The organism is Arthrobacter sp. T2-23 (assembly GCF_055398325.1).
On sequence record NZ_AP027917.1, the window covers coordinates 1,741,779 to 1,756,094 of the forward strand.

Here is a 14,316-nt window from a genome sequence, read left to right on the forward strand (position 1 = left end):
CGTTTCATCCTAGTGTCGCTGGGACACCGGCGCCGCATGTGACGCCGGCGCTCAGCGTCGCCGGGTGGCCGTCCGCCCGGGAAGCCGCCGCCGGAGCCGGATCATTCCGTACAGGGCAAGCAGCGTGGCCAGCAGCCCCAGGGCCCAGCCGAGGGCCGGCTGGGCGGTCACCTCCATCCAGACGGTGACCGCCAGCAGGACCAGGGCCCAGAAGCCCAGGAACCCGATGATGATGTCGAAGTCCTCGCCCGAGCGCACCCTGCGGTGCGTCGGATGGACCTCGCCGCGGTTCTGTCCGGCTGTCATGACAAACCCGCCGTCACGAGGCCGTCACTTGACGGCGCCCGCCGTCAGGCCCGCCACGATCTTGCGCTGGAACACCAGCACCAGGATCACCAACGGAATCGTCACGATCGTGCCGGCCGCCATGATCGCCGTGTAGGGGATCTGGTTGGGCTGCGCGCCGGCGAAGCTCGCGATGGCGACGGTGACCGGCTGGGTCTTGTCGCTGGAGAGCTGGCTGGCGATCAGGAACTCGTTCCACGAGGAGATGAACGCCAGGATTGCCGTCGTGAAGATGGCCGGCGCGGCGAGCGGCATGATCACCTTGCGGAACGCCTGGCCCTGGGTGCAACCGTCCACCCGGGCCGACTCCTCGAGCTCCCACGGCATTTCGCGGAAGAACGACGTCATGGTGTACACGGTCAGCGGCAGCACGAACGAGATGTTCGGGATGATCAGGGCCTGGTAGGTCCCCATCCAGCCGATGTTGGTGAACAACTGGAACAGCGGGGTGATGAGGGCGACGCCCGGGAACATCGAGGCCCCCAGGATGAACCCGAGCACGAGGTACTTGAACCGGAAGTTCAACCGGGCGAGGGCGTAGGCGGCGAACACCCCGATCAGCAGCGACACCACGGTCACCACGACGCCGATGAAGACACTGTTGAGCAGCGCCTGGCCGAAGTGGTTCCCGAAGGAGGTGTCGAACGCGGTGTTGAAGTTGTCCAGCGTGACGTGGGTCGGCAGGACCGAGGTGTCGTAGGTGAACCCCACCTCGCGGAAGGCCGTCACCACCATCCAGTACGCCGGGGCCAGGCACCAGATGAGGATCACGACGGCGCTGATGTAAGTCCGGCCCTGGGCCCACTTCTCGCGGTTCTGGGCGGTCTTGCGTCCCTTGTCCTGCTGCGCACGCAGCTCGGTCGCGGCGGTGGTCATTTCTTCCCCTTAGTTGCGCCGGTCTGTTGCTCCACGACATTGGCGCCGAGGAAGCGCACGAAGATGAAGGCGACAAGGAAAATGATGATGAACGTGATGGTGGACAGCGCCGCCGCAACGTTGAAGCCCTGCCTGATCTGGTTGATCACCAGGATGGACAGCGTTGTGGTGTTGTTCGCGCCGCCGGTCAGGATGTAGGGGAGGTCGAACATCCGGAGCGCGTCGAGGGTGCGGAACAGGATGGCCACCATCAGTGCCGGCTTCACCAGCGGCAGGGTGATCAGCCGGAACCGCTGCCACGCAGAGGCGCCGTCGACCTTGGCAGCTTCGTACACCTCGGCCGGTATCATCTGCAGCCCGGCCAGGATCAGCAGCGCCATAAACGGCGTCGTCTTCCAGACGTCCGCGATGATGACCGCCCACTTGGCCGGCCATTCGCTGCCGGTCCACAGGATGGAGGCGTTGAAGAGCTTGTTGGCGATGCCCTCAAAGGCGAAGATGAACAGCCACAGCTTGGCGGTGACGGCGGTGGGGATGGCCCACGGCACCAGCACGGCTGCGCGGACCAGGCTGCGGCCCTTGAAGGCGCGCGCCATGATCATGGCCATCCAGAAACCGAGCACGGTCTCCAGCGCAACGGTAACGGCCGCGAAGAAGAATGTCGTTGCCGTCGCGGACCAGAACTGGGATCCCAGAGTGCCCGGCGGGCAGGAAACGGTGCCGCCGTCCGGCGCCGCGCACTGTTGGCCGAGCCAGTTGACGTAATTCGTGAAGCCTGCGGGGCCACCCTCGGTGAAGAGGCCGGTGGCCGGATCCAGGCCGGCGTCGGCCTGGAAGGACATCACGATGGCGCTGATGATCGGGTAAACGATGACAATAGACAGCGCGATGACGGTGGGGGCCAACAGCCACGATGCCCACTTGCCCTGGCTCGCGATAACGTTGTCCTCCCCCACCCCCTTGGGTGCGCGGTGGAGCTCGGGCCCGCCCGACGCCGGCGTCTTGACCGGCGTCGGGCCTAATTCAGTTGCCATGTTGGACTACTTTGACTGGGTTTCGATGGACTTCTGCATGTCGGACAGCGCCGCGTCCACTGCTTTCTCGCCCTTGATGGCCGAGTAGGCGTTGTCCTGGATGGCCTTGGTAACGGCCGGGTAGAACGGGGTCACCGGACGCGGGACGGCGTTCTCGATCGAGGTCTTCAGCACCGGCAGGTACGGCAGCTTGGCGACCAGGTCCTTGTCCTCATAGAGCTTGGTAAGCACCGGAGCGAGCGAACCCTGCGTGGCGAAGAACTTCTGCGTCTCCTCGGTGGTGAGGAATTTCAGGAAGTCCAGGGCGGTGGCCTTGTTCTTGGAGTAAACACTCATGCCCGCGCTGTGGCCGCCGAGCGAGGAAGCACCCGGGCCGGACTTGCCGGGGAGGGCCGCCATGCCGAGGACGTCCTTGACTTTGGAGGAACCTTCAGTGGTGGCCAGGTTGTAGACGTAGGGCCAGTTGCGCAGGAACAGGAGCTTGCCGTCCTGGAACGCCTGGCGGGATTCCTCTTCCTTGTAGGTGATGGCTTCCTTAGGGATGTTGCCGTCCGCATATGCCTTCGCAAGGTTGCTGAGACCCGCCTTTGCGCCATCGGTGTTCAGGCTCGGCTTGCCGTCCTTGTCCAGCACGGAGCCGCCGGCGGAGTTGATCGCCTCGGAGGCGTTGACGGTGAGTCCCTCATACTTCGAGAACTGGCCCGAGTAGCAGCCAATGTTGTTGGTCTTGGCGATCGAGCACATGCTCATCATCTCGTCCCACGTCTTGGGCGGCGTGGGAACCAGGTCCTTGCGGTAGTAGAGAATGCCGCCATCGGAAGATTCCGGCGCGGCGTACAGGGTGCCCTTGTAGGAAGCGGCGTCGAGGGTCGGCTTCAGCATCCCGGCGGTGTCGAGCGCCGTCTTGTCCTTGAGCGGCTGGAGCCAGCCCTTGGCCGCAAACTCAGCGGTCCAGACAACGTCCACGCTGACTACGTCGTAGTTGGCGTCCTTGGCCTGGAAGTGCTGCACGAGGTCGTCGTGCTGCTGGTCGGCCTGGTCGGTCTGCTCCTTGAACGTCACCTTTTCGTTCGGGTGCGCGGCATTCCACTTTTCGATCAGCGGCCGGACGACGTTGCTGTTGTCCTTGCCCTGGACGTAGGTGATGGGGCCGCGGCCGTCCACGTTGGCTGCCGCATCGCCGCCACCCGCGGTGCTCCCGCCGCCGCCGCCGCCTCCGCCGCCGCCTGAACAGGCTGAAAGGGAGAGGGCCAGAACACCGGCCGCGGCTGCGGGAAGTAGATATTTACGGGTTTTCATACAGGTGCTCCTCGCTGAGTACCGGTTGGACCGGTGGTGCAGTTGGTGTGGTGACCATCACACTAGCGACCCGGTGGTGCGGAATGCAAGCGTTTACATCAAAGCTTTATGCAATGGAAACCGCATCGGGGACAGGCATCCGGTCCCCGAGCCCGGGGCCGCCGCGGCGGCGAGGGCGCTGGGGCCTGCGTTTCGGGTGGGGCAAGTGTTTCTAAAAAACACTGCCGGCCCCTGCGCCGCAGCGCGGGTTTGGTCAGCGCACCCGCTCGGCGCGGCCGAACCTGGACCGCGCGCCGGACCCGATATGGATCAGGACGGGCGTGCGCTTGCCGACGACGGCGTCCAGCGCCTGCACGAGGGCGGAGACGTCCGCGGCCAGGATGTGCGGGGCCACCCCCTGGCGCGGCTGCACCCGGATCCGGAGGGCAGGCTCGCCCTCGAACTCATAGGTGGCCACCGTGGCGCCGGCCAGGTCCGGCCGGTCGGCCAGCGCGGCCCGGAGCGCCTGTTCCGCCACGCCGCCGCCGATCCGGACGCTGCCGGGCACCTCGCCGGCGTCGTCCGCGGCAACGAGCAGGTTCGCCCGACCTTTGCCCTGTTGCGCCAGCCACGCCACCATGACACCGATCACCGCCAGCAGCAGGAACACCATGACAAACCACAGCCAGCTTTCGGACCGGCCGGGGAACCTGGTCTGGTCGAAAAGTCCGCGGACGCCTGCCCACAGCCCGGCGGACCAGCCCTGCCACCAGCTTCCGACCGCGGGCACCGTGGCCAGCAGGACCAGCAACGCCCCGATGACCAGGAGTTTGGCGCCGAGGACGCCGATCAGGATCCGGTTCAGGATTCGTGGCGTTCCGTTCACGCGCCGATCACCCCCGAGGCAGCCAGGTTGACGCGGACCTCGGGCATGGGCGACGGCGCCATGGCCCGCAGCTCGGCCTCGACGGCCGCCTGGACGTCGGCCTCGCGGAGCGGCACCCCGGAGGTCGGCCGGACATTGACCAGCACCTGCCTCCGTGAGACGACCACCATGACCTGCTCCTGCGTCACGTTGGCGGCCAGCCGGGCACGCCGCGCCAGCGCCGAGGCGATCACCTCGTCATCGACCACGACGGCGGCACGCGGGTCCACGAGCACGTGCCGGGCCCGCCGTCCGGGCGGCACCGCGTTGAGGAAGAAGAAGAGTCCAGCCGCAAAGACCACGGCACCGGTGACGCCGAGCAGCAGCGGGGCGACCCCGGTGGGGAGGGCAGTGATCCGGTCGGCAGCGGTTTGCGGGTCAATCAGCCACGGCGGCTGCCCGACGGCGCGCACCGCGGTCTCGAGCAGGGCGTAGCCGCACAGCCCGATAACCAGGATGGCCGCAATGACGGCGGCGAAAGCCCGGGATGAGGTGGTCTCCCGTGCCAGGACGCGTTCCATCCTGGCCCCACCGGGGAGTAGGTCGGGTCCGTGGGCCGGGGCGGTGACGGGGCCGGCGCCCGCTTCCTGGGGCGCTCCTTCGTGGGGCGCGGCATCGTGGTGGTGGCGTTCGGCGGCGTGGCTCACCGCACCCTCCCTCCGTCGCTGACGCTGGCGCCGCTGATGCGGATGTCCACCCGGCTCAGCTGTGCGCCGCTGAGTTCCGTCACGCGGCGCAGGATCTGCGCCTTAGCGGCAACCGCCCGATCCCAGATGGGGCCGCCGAAGCCGGCCACGCGGGCGGGGTCCCGCAGCACAGAGGTCAGCGACGGGACGGCGATCGGTGTGACGAGCGAGAGGGCCAGCAGGCCGCCGTCGTCGGTCCAGTCCGCCCGGACGTCCTGCGGCGGCACGCCGAGCGCCTCGGCGGCGGCGGCGCGGGCGAGGCTCGTGAGGGCCTGCGTACTGATCCGGTTGTGCCCGGCCAGCGGGCGTCCTGCGGAGACGCTCATGAGGAGGAACGCCGGCCCGTGATGGCGTCAAACACGCTGCGCAGGTCCAGTTTCCCTTCCGCCGCACGGCCCAGCAGGGCTCCGAGGGCCATGAAAAGCAGGGAGCCCAGGAAGCCCCAGACGCCGAAGGCGAAGGACATAAACGCCAGGAAGGCGCCGGCGGCCATGCCGACTACGGTCAGGTTCACTGGAGTGCCTCCCTCATGGGCCGGGCCTCGCCGGGCGCCGGGGCCTTGGGCGGGCCGGGAACGAAGACATCATGGATCTCGATGTTGACCTCGATGACCTGCAGCCCGACGAGCTCCTCCACGGCGGCGTAGACGGCCGCCCGGATCTGGTCCGCCAGGGGATGGAGCGGGGTGCCGTAGAGCGCCACGAGGTCTATGTCCACGGCCACCTGGGTCTCGCCAACCTCGGCGCGCACCCCGGCGGCGTGATCCGTGCTGCCGACGGCGTCGCGGAAGGCGCCCAGGGCCCGGGACGGGCCGCTGCCGAGGGAATACACCCCGGGTACGGCCCGGGCTGCGATGCCGGCAACCTTGGCGACGGCAGCTTCGGAAATGACGGTGCGGCCGGTCGCGGCACGGCCCGGCCCCGCCGGCACCACCTCCAGGCCTGGTGCGGACTGAGGATCCTGATACTCCATGTGGCACTCCCCCTTCTCTTTGACACCACCCTAGCCCTTGGGGACGACCGTCGGGCCAGATTTGGGGGATTTCGACAGGGCCGCCCGGGTGCAGTCGCCTACTTGCAGTTGGTGGCGATCCAGCCCGTCACGGGTGCCATAACGGCCTGGAACTTGCCGCTGGAGTAGATGGTCTGGTCGCTCAGGCCGGCCACGGCCACCTGGTTGAGTTTGGCGAAGTCGGCCTTCAGGCTGTCCGGGACGCGCTCGGCCGTGCGGCTGAGTTCGGCTTTGAGCTGCTCGAGTTCGGCGGTCTTTCCTTGGGCTGCCGAGAGCGGGAACAACGACGCGCCCGTGGCCTGCTCCGAGATTGTCTTGCAGGCCTCGGCCGCCGTCGGGAAGTCGCCGTAGGGGCCCGACGTCTTGGTCGGGCTGGGCGTTGCGGAGGCCGACGCTGCCGGGGCAGCGGACGACGACGGCGGGCTTGCCGCCTCCGGTGCCGAGCAAGCGGTCAGCGCCAGGGCGGCGAGTAGGGCGGCGGCGGTCAACGGACGTACAGTCTTTTTCAAAGTCACTCTTCTGGTCGAGATTGCGCCGCGGACCTCTCCCAGGGACCGGCCGCGGCAATGGCGTTCTTCCCCAGCGTGCGAGTCTAGCCGGGCCCGTCGGCGTGTCCCCAAACCCGCGTGCCGCCGTCGAAACGCCCCGAACCGCGTCGGTTGCTCCATAACGGCCGCTTTGACGTCCCAACAAGGCCGCTACGGAGCAGCCGATGGCCGGATTAAAGAAGAAAAGCACCAGTTCGTATGAACTGATGCTTCCCAGTGGTGGCTCCGACCGGCGTCGATCCGGTGACCTTTCGATTTTCAGTCGAACGCTCTACCAACTGAGCTACAGAGCCTAGGTGACGTGTCACCTTGACGGCCGGAATTTCTTCTGGCAATCAGAGCGACCCTGACGGGACTTGAACCCGCGACCTCCGCCGTGACAGGGCGGCGCGCTAACCAACTGCGCTACAGGGCCTTACTTTTACTACTGTTTCTTGCTGCCTGCAGTATCGCTACTGCAATTTTTCAAGGCCTTTAGCCTACCAGACTTTTTCATCCGGCCTGACCAGTTCCTTGCGTACCCCCAACGGGATTCGAACCCGTGCCGCCGCCGTGAAAGGGCGGTGTCCTAGGCCGCTAGACGATGGGGGCCAGGACGCCATCCGGTAAAACCCACTGAAACGAGGGCAAAAAACAAGGGCCTAAGCCTTCCGTTTTGCGCCCTTCGGGTTCCTCCGAACTGGACCTATAAAACTATAGGGCCAACTTCCGGAAACTCCAAAATCAGCTCAACAACGCGGGAATACGCTCCGGACCGGGTCTGGACAAGGGTCTGGACAAGGGCCTGGACAAGGGTCTGGACAAGGCCGGTGCCGTTGTGCGGATGATGGGCAGATGGATGCCGCCACTGCCCTCAATGAGATCGCTTTTTGGCTCGAACGCGAGCGTGCCACCACCTTCAAGGTGCAGGCTTTCCGGAAGGCGGCCGAGCTCATCGCCGGCCTCTCCCCCGAGGAACTTGCCGCGCGCCTGCGGGACGGCCGGCTCAAGCGCACGAAGGGTATCGGGGACCGGACGTTCGAGGTGATCGCGCAGGCCGTCGACGGCGGGGTCCCCGACTACCTCGGGGGCCTGCGCGAACGCGGCGCCGAGCCGCTTGCCGAGGGCGGCCGCGAGTTGCTGGCGGAGCTCCGCGGGGACCTGCACACGCACAGCAACTGGTCCGACGGCGGGTCGCCGATCGAGGCCATGCTGGACGCCGCCCGGATGCTGGGCCGCGAGTACGTGGCCCTGACCGACCACTCCCCCACGCTGAGGATCGCCAACGGCTTGAGCGCCGAACGACTCGGCGAGCAGTTGGACCTCGTCGCAGCGATCGACGCCGGCCGCGCCGGGATCCGCCTGCTCTCCGGCATCGAGGTCGACATCCTGGAGGACGGGACGCTGGACCAGGCTCCGGAACTGCTGGACCGCCTGGCCATCGTGGTGGCAAGCGTGCACTCGAAGCTCCGCTCGGACCGCCGGACCATGACCCGGCGGATGCTGTCCGGGATCGAGGACCCGCACACCCGGGTGCTGGGGCACTGCACCGGCCGGCTCCTGAACGGCTCGCGCGGGACGCGGCCGCCGTCGGAGTTTGATGCGAAACGGGTGTTCGCGGCCTGCGCTGAGCATGACGTCGCCGTCGAGATCAACGCGCGTCCGGAGCGCCAGGACCCGCCTGATGAACTGATCCAACTGGCGCTCGATGCCGGCTGCCTCTTCAGCGTCGACAGCGACGCGCATGCCCCGGGCCAGCTGGACTTCCTGCAATACGGGGCTGAGCGGGCGGCCCGGAACGGCGTCCCCGCGGAGCGGATCATCACCACCTGGCCGGTGGACCGGCTGCTGGAGTGGGCCGCTCGCGGCAGGTAGGGCCAGGTCAAGAACGTGCGGTGCTCAGGCCAGCAGCAGCACGGCCAGGGTAACCATCACGACGGCGATCATGGCGTCGAGCACCCGCCACGCCGCCCGGCGCCGGAACAGGGACGTCAGGAACCGCGCCCCCGCGCCGAGGGCGGTGAACCACGCAATGCTGCCCAGGCCGGCCCCGGCGGCGAACCACCACCGTCCGGACTCGCCCTGGGCTGCCGCAAGCGACCCGAGCAGCAGCACGGTATCCAGATAGACGTGCGGGTTCAGCCAGGTGAAGGCCAGACAGGTGGCGAGCACGGCCGCCCTGCTGCCCGCCGGCTTGTCTCCGGGGTGGTCCATCTGTTCCCCGCGGACCGCACGCCAGGCAGCGAGCGCCCCATAGGCGAGCAGGAACGCCGCACCGGCCCAGCGGATCATCACGAGGGCGGCAGGCGCCCGGTCCAGGAGGACGCCGATGCCCGCGACGCCCAGCAGGATCAGCAGCAGGTCCGACACGGCGCAGACCGCCACCACCATGGCGACGTGCGAGCGCTGGATGCCTTGGCGGAGGACGAAGGCGTTCTGTGCGCCGATGGCAACGATGAGGGATAACCCGGCGGAGAGGCCGGAAACCAGGGGGAAGATCACCATTCCACGGTAGGTGCCGTAGCCAGATGAAACCAGTTAAACATTCTTGGCCTACCTAAGATGGGCTAATGATCGAGATCTCGCCCGAGCAGGCCCGGACGCTGGCGGCAATCATCACGCATGGAAGCTTCGACGCCGCCGCAGCCCACCTCTCCGTCACGCCGTCGGCCATCAGCCAGCGGATCCGCGCGCTCGAGGCAGCCGTCGGCCGTCCGGTGCTGACCCGGGCACGGCCGCCGGGGCTCACCGAGTCCGGCCAGGCCGTGGTGCGGTTTGCCCGGCAGCTGGAGTTGCTCTCGGCGGACCTCGCCCAGGAGTTGGAGCCGGCGGAACCGCACGGACGGACGCGCCTGACCCTGGTCATCAATAGCGATTCACTGCACACCTGGGCCTTGGCCGGCCTGGCAGCCGCCGGGGACACCGTCCAGCTCGAGATCCTCCGGGAAGACCAGGAACATTCCCTCGACCTCCTGCGCGCCGGCGCCGCGGCGGCCGCGATCACGGCCACGGCGGCGCCGGTGCCGGGCTGTTCGTCGCGCAAGCTCGGCGTCATGCGCTACCTGCCCGTCTGCACGGCGGACTTTTCCCGCCGCTGGTTTGCCTCCGGCGTCACCGCGGCGGCGCTGGCCAAGGCCCCCGTGCTGGTCTATGACCGCAAGGACGACCTGCAGGACCGCTGGCTGCGGCGGTTCGGCCGCTCCCCGGTTCAAGCACCGCGGCACTACATCCCGGCCGCCCAGGAGTTTGGGGATGCCATCCGCTGGGGCATGGGCTGGGGCATGATGCCCGAGATCGAAATCGGCGAGGACCTCCGGACCGGAACGCTGGAGGTCCTCGCTCCGAGCACCCATGTGGACGTCGCCCTTTACTGGCAGCAGTGGCGGCGTGGCTCGGCGGCGCTCGCCCACGTCGCGGACGCCGTCCAGGCCGCCGCACGCGTCCTCCGGTGAGGCCGCCGGGAACACGCGCGGGAACATTGGCAGGAAACCGACTAGACCTGACCGATTTCCGCCAGCCGCCACGCCGCCGCACGGGCTAGATTGGCAGCATGGCAACAACCGCCGAGACAGGCTCCCCCCATCCGGACAGCACCCACCCGGGCACCGCAGACCCCGGTACCACGAACCCCGACAGCACGCACGAAGCAGCCTCGCACGCGGCCCCGCCCGCCGCGGCCAAGGCGCCCCTTCGGCCGGGACAGATCAGCAGGCTGGGGATCGCCGCCGTCGTGGTCACGGTGGTCCTCTGGGCGTCGGCCTTCGTGGGCATCCGCGCCGTCGGGCCCAGCTTCTCCCCAGGACCGCTGACCCTGGGGCGGCTTTCCGTGGCCGCCGTCGTGCTGGGCCTGGTGGTGCTGCCGCAGTTCCGCAAGGCGCCCGCGTTCCCCAAGGGCCGCGAGTGGTGGCCCATCCTGGCTTACGGCGTGATGTGGTTTGGCGGCTACAACGTTGCCCTGAACGCCGCCGAACATATGCTCGACGCCGGCACGGCCGCCCTGCTGATCAACGTCAACCCCATCCTCGTGGCTGTGATGGCCGGGATCATCCTAAAGGAGGGCTTCCCGCGCTGGCTGATCATCGGCAGCCTGGTCGCATTCGGCGGCGTCGCGGTGATTGCCCTCGGGTCCGGCCAGCGCTCGACGGCGGACGTGGCCGGGGTTCTGCTCTGCCTGCTCGCGGCCGCCCTCGCCGCGGTGAGCGTGATCGTGCAGAAGCCGGTGCTTCGGAAGATCCCGGCAGCCCAGGCCACCTGGTTCGGCATCATGGTGGGTGCGGTGTGCTGCCTGCCCTTCAGCGGCCAGCTCGTCGCGGAGCTGCAGGCGGGGCCGCTGCCCGCGACGCTGGGCCTGGTCTACCTCGGCGTATTCCCGACCGCGATCGCGTTCACCACCTGGGCGTACGCGCTCTCCCTGATCGACGCCGGACGGCTCGCGGCCACTACCTACCTGGTCCCCGGCACCACCATCCTGATCTCCTGGCTGGTATTGGGCGAGATTCCCACCATCTGGGGCCTGGTGGGCGGCGTGATCTGCCTCGCCGGCGTCTCCCTCACCCGGCGCCGCTCCCGCCAGGGTCCCGCCCCGAAGCAGGGGGCCTAGAGTTCTAGGTATGCCCGCTTCACTGCCTCCCGGCCTGCCGATCGTGCCGGACGGAAACGACGACGGCGGCCGCGCCGGAGACGGCGGCGGCGGGCCGTTCCCGATGTCCGAGGACGAGTTCGAAGCCGCGGTGGGCGACGCCCTGGACCGGATTCCGCCGGAGCTGGCGAAGACCATGAACAACGTGGCGGTCTTCATCGAGGACGACTACACCCCGCAGCCGGGCGAGGACCCGGACACGGTGCTGCTGGGCCTTTACGAGGGCGTGCCGCTGACCGAGCGGGATTCCTGGTGGGACGCCGGCTCGCTGCCGGACCGGATCACCATCTACCGCCAGCCGATCCTGGAGCTCTGTACTTCGCGCGAGGACGTCGTTGAGGAAGTGACGGTCACCGTGGTTCATGAAATCGCGCACCACTTCGGCATCAGCGACGCGCGGTTGCACGAACTCGGCTGGGGCTAGCTGCCCTGGGGGCGACTAGCCTTGGAATCATGGGACACGACCACAGTCACTCGCACGGCATCACGGCGTCAGCCACCGGCACTGCCAAGCACCGCAAGCGCCTGATCGCCGTCCTGGGCATCACGCTGGCCGTGGTCCTGATCCAGGTCGCCGGCGCCCTGGCCTCCGGCTCGCTGGCGCTGCTGGCCGACGCCGGGCACATGCTCTCCGACGCCGCCGGCGTCTTTATCGCCCTGCTGGCCGCCTGGATCGCAGCGCGTCCGGCGAGCGATGCGAGGACATACGGCTACCAGCGGGCCGAGGTTTTGGCCGCACTGGCCAACGCGCTGGTCCTGATCGTCATTTCCGTGGTCATCTTCTTGGAGGCCATCCGGCGGCTCGGGTCGGCCCCCGAGGTACACACCGACGTTATGCTCTTCGCCGCCATCCTGGGCGCGGTCGCCAACCTCGTCTCCCTGCTGATTCTGCGCGGCGCCCAGAAGGAAAGCCTCAACGTCCGCGGCGCCTACCTTGAAGTCCTGGGCGACCTGTTGGGCTCCTTCGCCGTCATTGTCGCCGCCATCGTCATCATGGCCACCGGCTACCAGGCCGCGGACACCATCGCCTCGATCCTCATCGCCTTGATGATCCTGCCCCGGGCCTGGCACCTGCTCCGGGACGTTGTTGACGTGCTCCTCGAAGCCACCCCCAAGGGTGTGGACGTGCAGATGATCCGCGAACACATCCTGGCCGTGGACGGTGTGGTGTCCGTCCACGACATCCATATCTGGACTATCACGTCCGGGGTGCCCGTGTTCTCCGCCCACGTGGTGGTGGAGGATGCGGCGCTGGGCGCCCGCGGCGCGGACCGGGTGCTGGACAAGCTGGTCAGCTGCCTGGGCTCACACTTCGACACCGAGCACTGCACTTTCCAACTCGAACCCGCCTCCCACGCGGAGCACGAAACGCACCAGCACGCCTGACACTTCCGGCCCCCTCCCGGGGCGACACGCCCGGAAGAATGCAACCGAATAACACCAGTGTTGTTTATGTTATTGATGTGACCTCTGTTGCCAAAGTGGTATTTGGCACGTAGCCTCGTCCCTGCTGGGCGATCCGCAGAGGGGCATGTCTCCGTGCCAAAATTCCTACCTCGCTCGCACCAGCCTGAATGCAACGAGGTTTTCCATGGTTTGGACCGGACCCGGCGGCAGGGCCGCAGCCCTGTGCACCGCCGTCGCGTTGCTGGCCACACTGGCCCTTCCGGCCCAGGCCGCACCGGCCCTGACGGCCTCCGTACCCGGCCTGCGGGTCCCGGCCGCCCCCGAGGTCCCGTCGCCCGAGGACATCGCCGCGGCGAAGTCGAGTGAAAGCGCGACGGCGGACCAGGTCGCGCGCATTGACCGCCTCCTGGCGGAAGCGGCCAAGGCCCTGGACACCGGCCTGGCCGCCTCGCTCGCGGCCAACAACGCCTACGCGGACGCCTTGGTGGAGCTGGGGATTCGGCGGCAGGCCGCCGCGCTGGCGGCGGCCAAGGCCTCCGCTGCCGAAGCGGAGCAGGCCAAGGCGCGCAAACTGATCGGCCAGCTCGCCGGGGATCTGTACCGCAACGGCGGCATGACGCCGGCCCTCGGCAGCCTGGTCAGCGGGAACGGCCAGGCGCTGCAGCAGGCCGCCACGCTTGAAGCTGTGGCCGCCGCCCGCACCCGCGCCTTCCAGACCGCGGAGAATGCGGCCGCCGCCGCCCAGTCGGCCAAGGCCTCCGCGGCCGAGGCTGACCACGCCGCCGACGATGCAGCCCGCACGGCGGAATCCCGGAAAGCCGAGGCCGAGCAGGCCAGCCAGGCCCGGCACCGGGCGGTGGCCGCCGCCGCGGCGCAGCGCACGGTTTTGGTGGACCAGCTGGCGACGCTGCGGAACACCACCGTGGCCCTCGAGACGGCGCGGGTGGACGCCTTGGACCGCGAGCGCCAGCAGGCGCAGCTGGCCGCCGTGACTGCTGCCTCCGCGCAGCTTCCGGCTCCGCAGCCCGCCCGCCTCGTGCCGCCGGTGCCGGCTCCAGCGCCGGCCGCGCCTGTTCCGCCGGCGGCCGGGGCGGCGCCCGGGCAGGACCCGGTCCTTCCTGCGCCGCCGCCTGCACCGGCGCCCCTCCCGGCTCCGGCGCCGGCTCCTGCCCCGCCGCCCCCACCCGTGCCCGCGCCCACACCCGGTGGTTCCAACGAGACGGCAATGTCGGTGGCCCTGGGCAAGACCGGCGCGCCGTATTTCTACCAGTACGGCGGAACGGGCGCCTACGGCTTCGACTGCTCGGGCCTGGTGCAGAACGCGTTCGCGGCGGCCGGCAAGTCCCTGCCCCGCACGGCGGCGGAACAATTTGCCCAGGCTCCCGTCCACGTCCCGCTTTCCGAGGCGCGGCCGGGCGACCTGCTGGTCTGGGGCTCCGCACCCGGCTTCTACCATGTGGCCATCTACCTGGGCAGCGGACGGGTGGTTCAGGCACTGAATGTGGACGCGGGCATTACCGTGACGGACCTTGCCTCCATGTCCGGGATGCAGCTCTACCCGGTCGCTGCCCGGTACTGACCCCCTGCC

General features: G+C 68.6%; 17 protein-coding genes and 3 tRNA genes. 6 read left to right on the forward strand and 14 right to left on the reverse strand.

Going from position 1 to position 14,316, the window contains the following annotated elements; genetic code table 11:
- Positions 1-51 precede the first annotated feature (51 nt).
- The 13 genes from ACZ5Z0_RS07970 to ACZ5Z0_RS08030 all read right to left on the reverse strand — a co-directional run bounded on the left by ACZ5Z0_RS07970 (position 52) and on the right by ACZ5Z0_RS08030 (position 7,294).
- The gene (locus tag ACZ5Z0_RS07970) at positions 52-306 is read right to left on the reverse strand and encodes a hypothetical protein (protein WP_464110642.1); all 255 of its coding nucleotides are present in this window, start codon (positions 304-306) and stop codon (positions 52-54) included.
- Between the two features lie 24 nt (positions 307-330).
- Positions 331-1,221 carry a carbohydrate ABC transporter permease gene (locus ACZ5Z0_RS07975; RefSeq protein WP_464110643.1) on the reverse strand — a complete coding sequence of 297 codons (891 nt, stop codon included), beginning with the start codon at positions 1,219-1,221 and terminating at the stop codon, positions 331-333.
- Entirely contained in the window at positions 1,218-2,255 is a 1,038-nt protein-coding gene (locus ACZ5Z0_RS07980; RefSeq protein ID WP_464110644.1) for a carbohydrate ABC transporter permease, read from the reverse strand. The genes ACZ5Z0_RS07975 and ACZ5Z0_RS07980 overlap by 4 nt, the downstream gene beginning before the upstream one ends.
- A gap of 6 nt (positions 2,256-2,261) precedes the next feature.
- Positions 2,262-3,554 (reverse strand): ABC transporter substrate-binding protein, encoded by a 1,293-nt coding sequence (locus tag ACZ5Z0_RS07985; RefSeq protein ID WP_464110645.1) that lies wholly within the window; start codon positions 3,552-3,554, stop codon positions 2,262-2,264.
- A 253-nt stretch (positions 3,555-3,807) separates the two neighbouring features.
- Positions 3,808-4,419, reverse strand: a complete 612-nt coding sequence (locus tag ACZ5Z0_RS07990; RefSeq protein ID WP_464110646.1) for a hypothetical protein — start codon at positions 4,417-4,419, stop codon at positions 3,808-3,810.
- Positions 4,416-5,105: a hypothetical protein gene (locus tag ACZ5Z0_RS07995; protein WP_464110647.1), complete on the reverse strand. Its 690-nt coding sequence runs from the start codon at positions 5,103-5,105 to the stop codon at positions 4,416-4,418. Before ACZ5Z0_RS07995 ends, ACZ5Z0_RS07990 begins: the two co-directional genes overlap by 4 nt.
- Entirely contained in the window at positions 5,102-5,470 is a 369-nt protein-coding gene (locus ACZ5Z0_RS08000; RefSeq protein WP_464110648.1) for a hypothetical protein, read from the reverse strand. Before ACZ5Z0_RS08000 ends, ACZ5Z0_RS07995 begins: the two co-directional genes overlap by 4 nt.
- Positions 5,467-5,658 (reverse strand): hypothetical protein, encoded by a 192-nt coding sequence (locus tag ACZ5Z0_RS08005; protein WP_349413242.1) that lies wholly within the window; start codon positions 5,656-5,658, stop codon positions 5,467-5,469. Before ACZ5Z0_RS08005 ends, ACZ5Z0_RS08000 begins: the two co-directional genes overlap by 4 nt.
- Positions 5,655-6,116 (reverse strand): Asp23/Gls24 family envelope stress response protein, encoded by a 462-nt coding sequence (locus ACZ5Z0_RS08010; protein ID WP_464110649.1) that lies wholly within the window; start codon positions 6,114-6,116, stop codon positions 5,655-5,657. The genes ACZ5Z0_RS08005 and ACZ5Z0_RS08010 overlap by 4 nt, the downstream gene beginning before the upstream one ends.
- 98 nt (positions 6,117-6,214) lie before the next feature.
- A complete protein-coding gene (locus ACZ5Z0_RS08015) occupies positions 6,215-6,664 on the reverse strand; it encodes a hypothetical protein (protein WP_464110650.1) in 450 nt (149 codons plus the stop codon).
- 256 nt (positions 6,665-6,920) lie between these two features.
- Positions 6,921-6,996 (reverse strand) — tRNA-Phe (locus tag ACZ5Z0_RS08020).
- Positions 6,997-7,044: 48 nt separating this feature from the next.
- Positions 7,045-7,118, reverse strand: a tRNA-Asp gene (locus tag ACZ5Z0_RS08025).
- 103 nt (positions 7,119-7,221) lie between these two features.
- A tRNA-Glu gene (locus ACZ5Z0_RS08030) sits at positions 7,222-7,294 on the reverse strand.
- Between the two features lie 243 nt (positions 7,295-7,537).
- Here ACZ5Z0_RS08030 and ACZ5Z0_RS08035 point away from each other — a divergent pair.
- Positions 7,538-8,557: a PHP domain-containing protein gene (locus tag ACZ5Z0_RS08035; RefSeq protein ID WP_464110651.1), complete on the forward strand. Its 1,020-nt coding sequence runs from the start codon at positions 7,538-7,540 to the stop codon at positions 8,555-8,557.
- A 24-nt stretch (positions 8,558-8,581) separates the two neighbouring features.
- Here the strand turns inward: ACZ5Z0_RS08035 and ACZ5Z0_RS08040 are convergent, their stop codons facing one another.
- Positions 8,582-9,187, reverse strand: coding sequence for a LysE/ArgO family amino acid transporter (locus tag ACZ5Z0_RS08040; protein ID WP_464110652.1), 606 nt, complete (start codon positions 9,185-9,187; stop codon positions 8,582-8,584).
- Between the two features lie 65 nt (positions 9,188-9,252).
- Here ACZ5Z0_RS08040 and ACZ5Z0_RS08045 point away from each other — a divergent pair, with 65 nt between their 5' ends.
- The 5 genes from ACZ5Z0_RS08045 to ACZ5Z0_RS08065 all read left to right on the forward strand — a co-directional run bounded on the left by ACZ5Z0_RS08045 (position 9,253) and on the right by ACZ5Z0_RS08065 (position 14,307).
- On the forward strand, positions 9,253-10,134 hold the full coding sequence (locus tag ACZ5Z0_RS08045) for an ArgP/LysG family DNA-binding transcriptional regulator (RefSeq protein WP_464110653.1): 882 nt from the start codon (positions 9,253-9,255) through the stop codon (positions 10,132-10,134).
- 98 nt (positions 10,135-10,232) lie between these two features.
- Positions 10,233-11,282 (forward strand): DMT family transporter, encoded by a 1,050-nt coding sequence (locus tag ACZ5Z0_RS08050; RefSeq protein WP_464110654.1) that lies wholly within the window; start codon positions 10,233-10,235, stop codon positions 11,280-11,282.
- 10 nt (positions 11,283-11,292) lie between these two features.
- Complete coding sequence (locus ACZ5Z0_RS08055) at positions 11,293-11,745, forward strand: metallopeptidase family protein (protein WP_464110655.1); 453 nt, start codon at positions 11,293-11,295, stop codon at positions 11,743-11,745.
- Positions 11,746-11,774: 29 nt separating this feature from the next.
- Complete coding sequence (locus tag ACZ5Z0_RS08060) at positions 11,775-12,707, forward strand: cation diffusion facilitator family transporter (RefSeq protein ID WP_464110656.1); 933 nt, start codon at positions 11,775-11,777, stop codon at positions 12,705-12,707.
- 205 nt (positions 12,708-12,912) lie between these two features.
- Complete coding sequence (locus ACZ5Z0_RS08065; protein ID WP_464110657.1) at positions 12,913-14,307, forward strand: C40 family peptidase; 1,395 nt, start codon at positions 12,913-12,915, stop codon at positions 14,305-14,307.
- Positions 14,308-14,316: the final 9 nt, after the last annotated feature.

Excerpts from the sequence above, each read along its gene's own strand:
- ACZ5Z0_RS08035 (WP_464110651.1), top strand. The coding sequence starts at position 7,538 with ATGGATGCCGCCACTGCCCTCAATGAGATCGCTTTTTGGCTCGAACGC.
- ACZ5Z0_RS08010 (WP_464110649.1), bottom strand. The coding sequence starts at position 6,116 with ATGGAGTATCAGGATCCTCAGTCCGCACCAGGCCTGGAGGTGGTGCCG.
- ACZ5Z0_RS08065 (WP_464110657.1), top strand. The coding sequence starts at position 12,913 with ATGGTTTGGACCGGACCCGGCGGCAGGGCCGCAGCCCTGTGCACCGCC.
- ACZ5Z0_RS08060 (WP_464110656.1), top strand. The coding sequence starts at position 11,775 with ATGGGACACGACCACAGTCACTCGCACGGCATCACGGCGTCAGCCACC.
- ACZ5Z0_RS08050 (WP_464110654.1), top strand. The coding sequence starts at position 10,233 with ATGGCAACAACCGCCGAGACAGGCTCCCCCCATCCGGACAGCACCCAC.
- ACZ5Z0_RS07985 (WP_464110645.1), bottom strand. The coding sequence starts at position 3,554 with ATGAAAACCCGTAAATATCTACTTCCCGCAGCCGCGGCCGGTGTTCTG.
- ACZ5Z0_RS08055 (WP_464110655.1), top strand. The coding sequence starts at position 11,293 with ATGCCCGCTTCACTGCCTCCCGGCCTGCCGATCGTGCCGGACGGAAAC.
- ACZ5Z0_RS07975 (WP_464110643.1), bottom strand. The coding sequence starts at position 1,221 with ATGACCACCGCCGCGACCGAGCTGCGTGCGCAGCAGGACAAGGGACGC.
- ACZ5Z0_RS08040 (WP_464110652.1), bottom strand. The coding sequence starts at position 9,187 with ATGGTGATCTTCCCCCTGGTTTCCGGCCTCTCCGCCGGGTTATCCCTC.
- ACZ5Z0_RS07980 (WP_464110644.1), bottom strand. The coding sequence starts at position 2,255 with ATGGCAACTGAATTAGGCCCGACGCCGGTCAAGACGCCGGCGTCGGGC.
- ACZ5Z0_RS08045 (WP_464110653.1), top strand. The coding sequence starts at position 9,253 with ATGATCGAGATCTCGCCCGAGCAGGCCCGGACGCTGGCGGCAATCATC.
- ACZ5Z0_RS07970 (WP_464110642.1), bottom strand. The coding sequence starts at position 306 with ATGACAGCCGGACAGAACCGCGGCGAGGTCCATCCGACGCACCGCAGG.
- ACZ5Z0_RS08000 (WP_464110648.1), bottom strand. The coding sequence starts at position 5,470 with ATGAGCGTCTCCGCAGGACGCCCGCTGGCCGGGCACAACCGGATCAGT.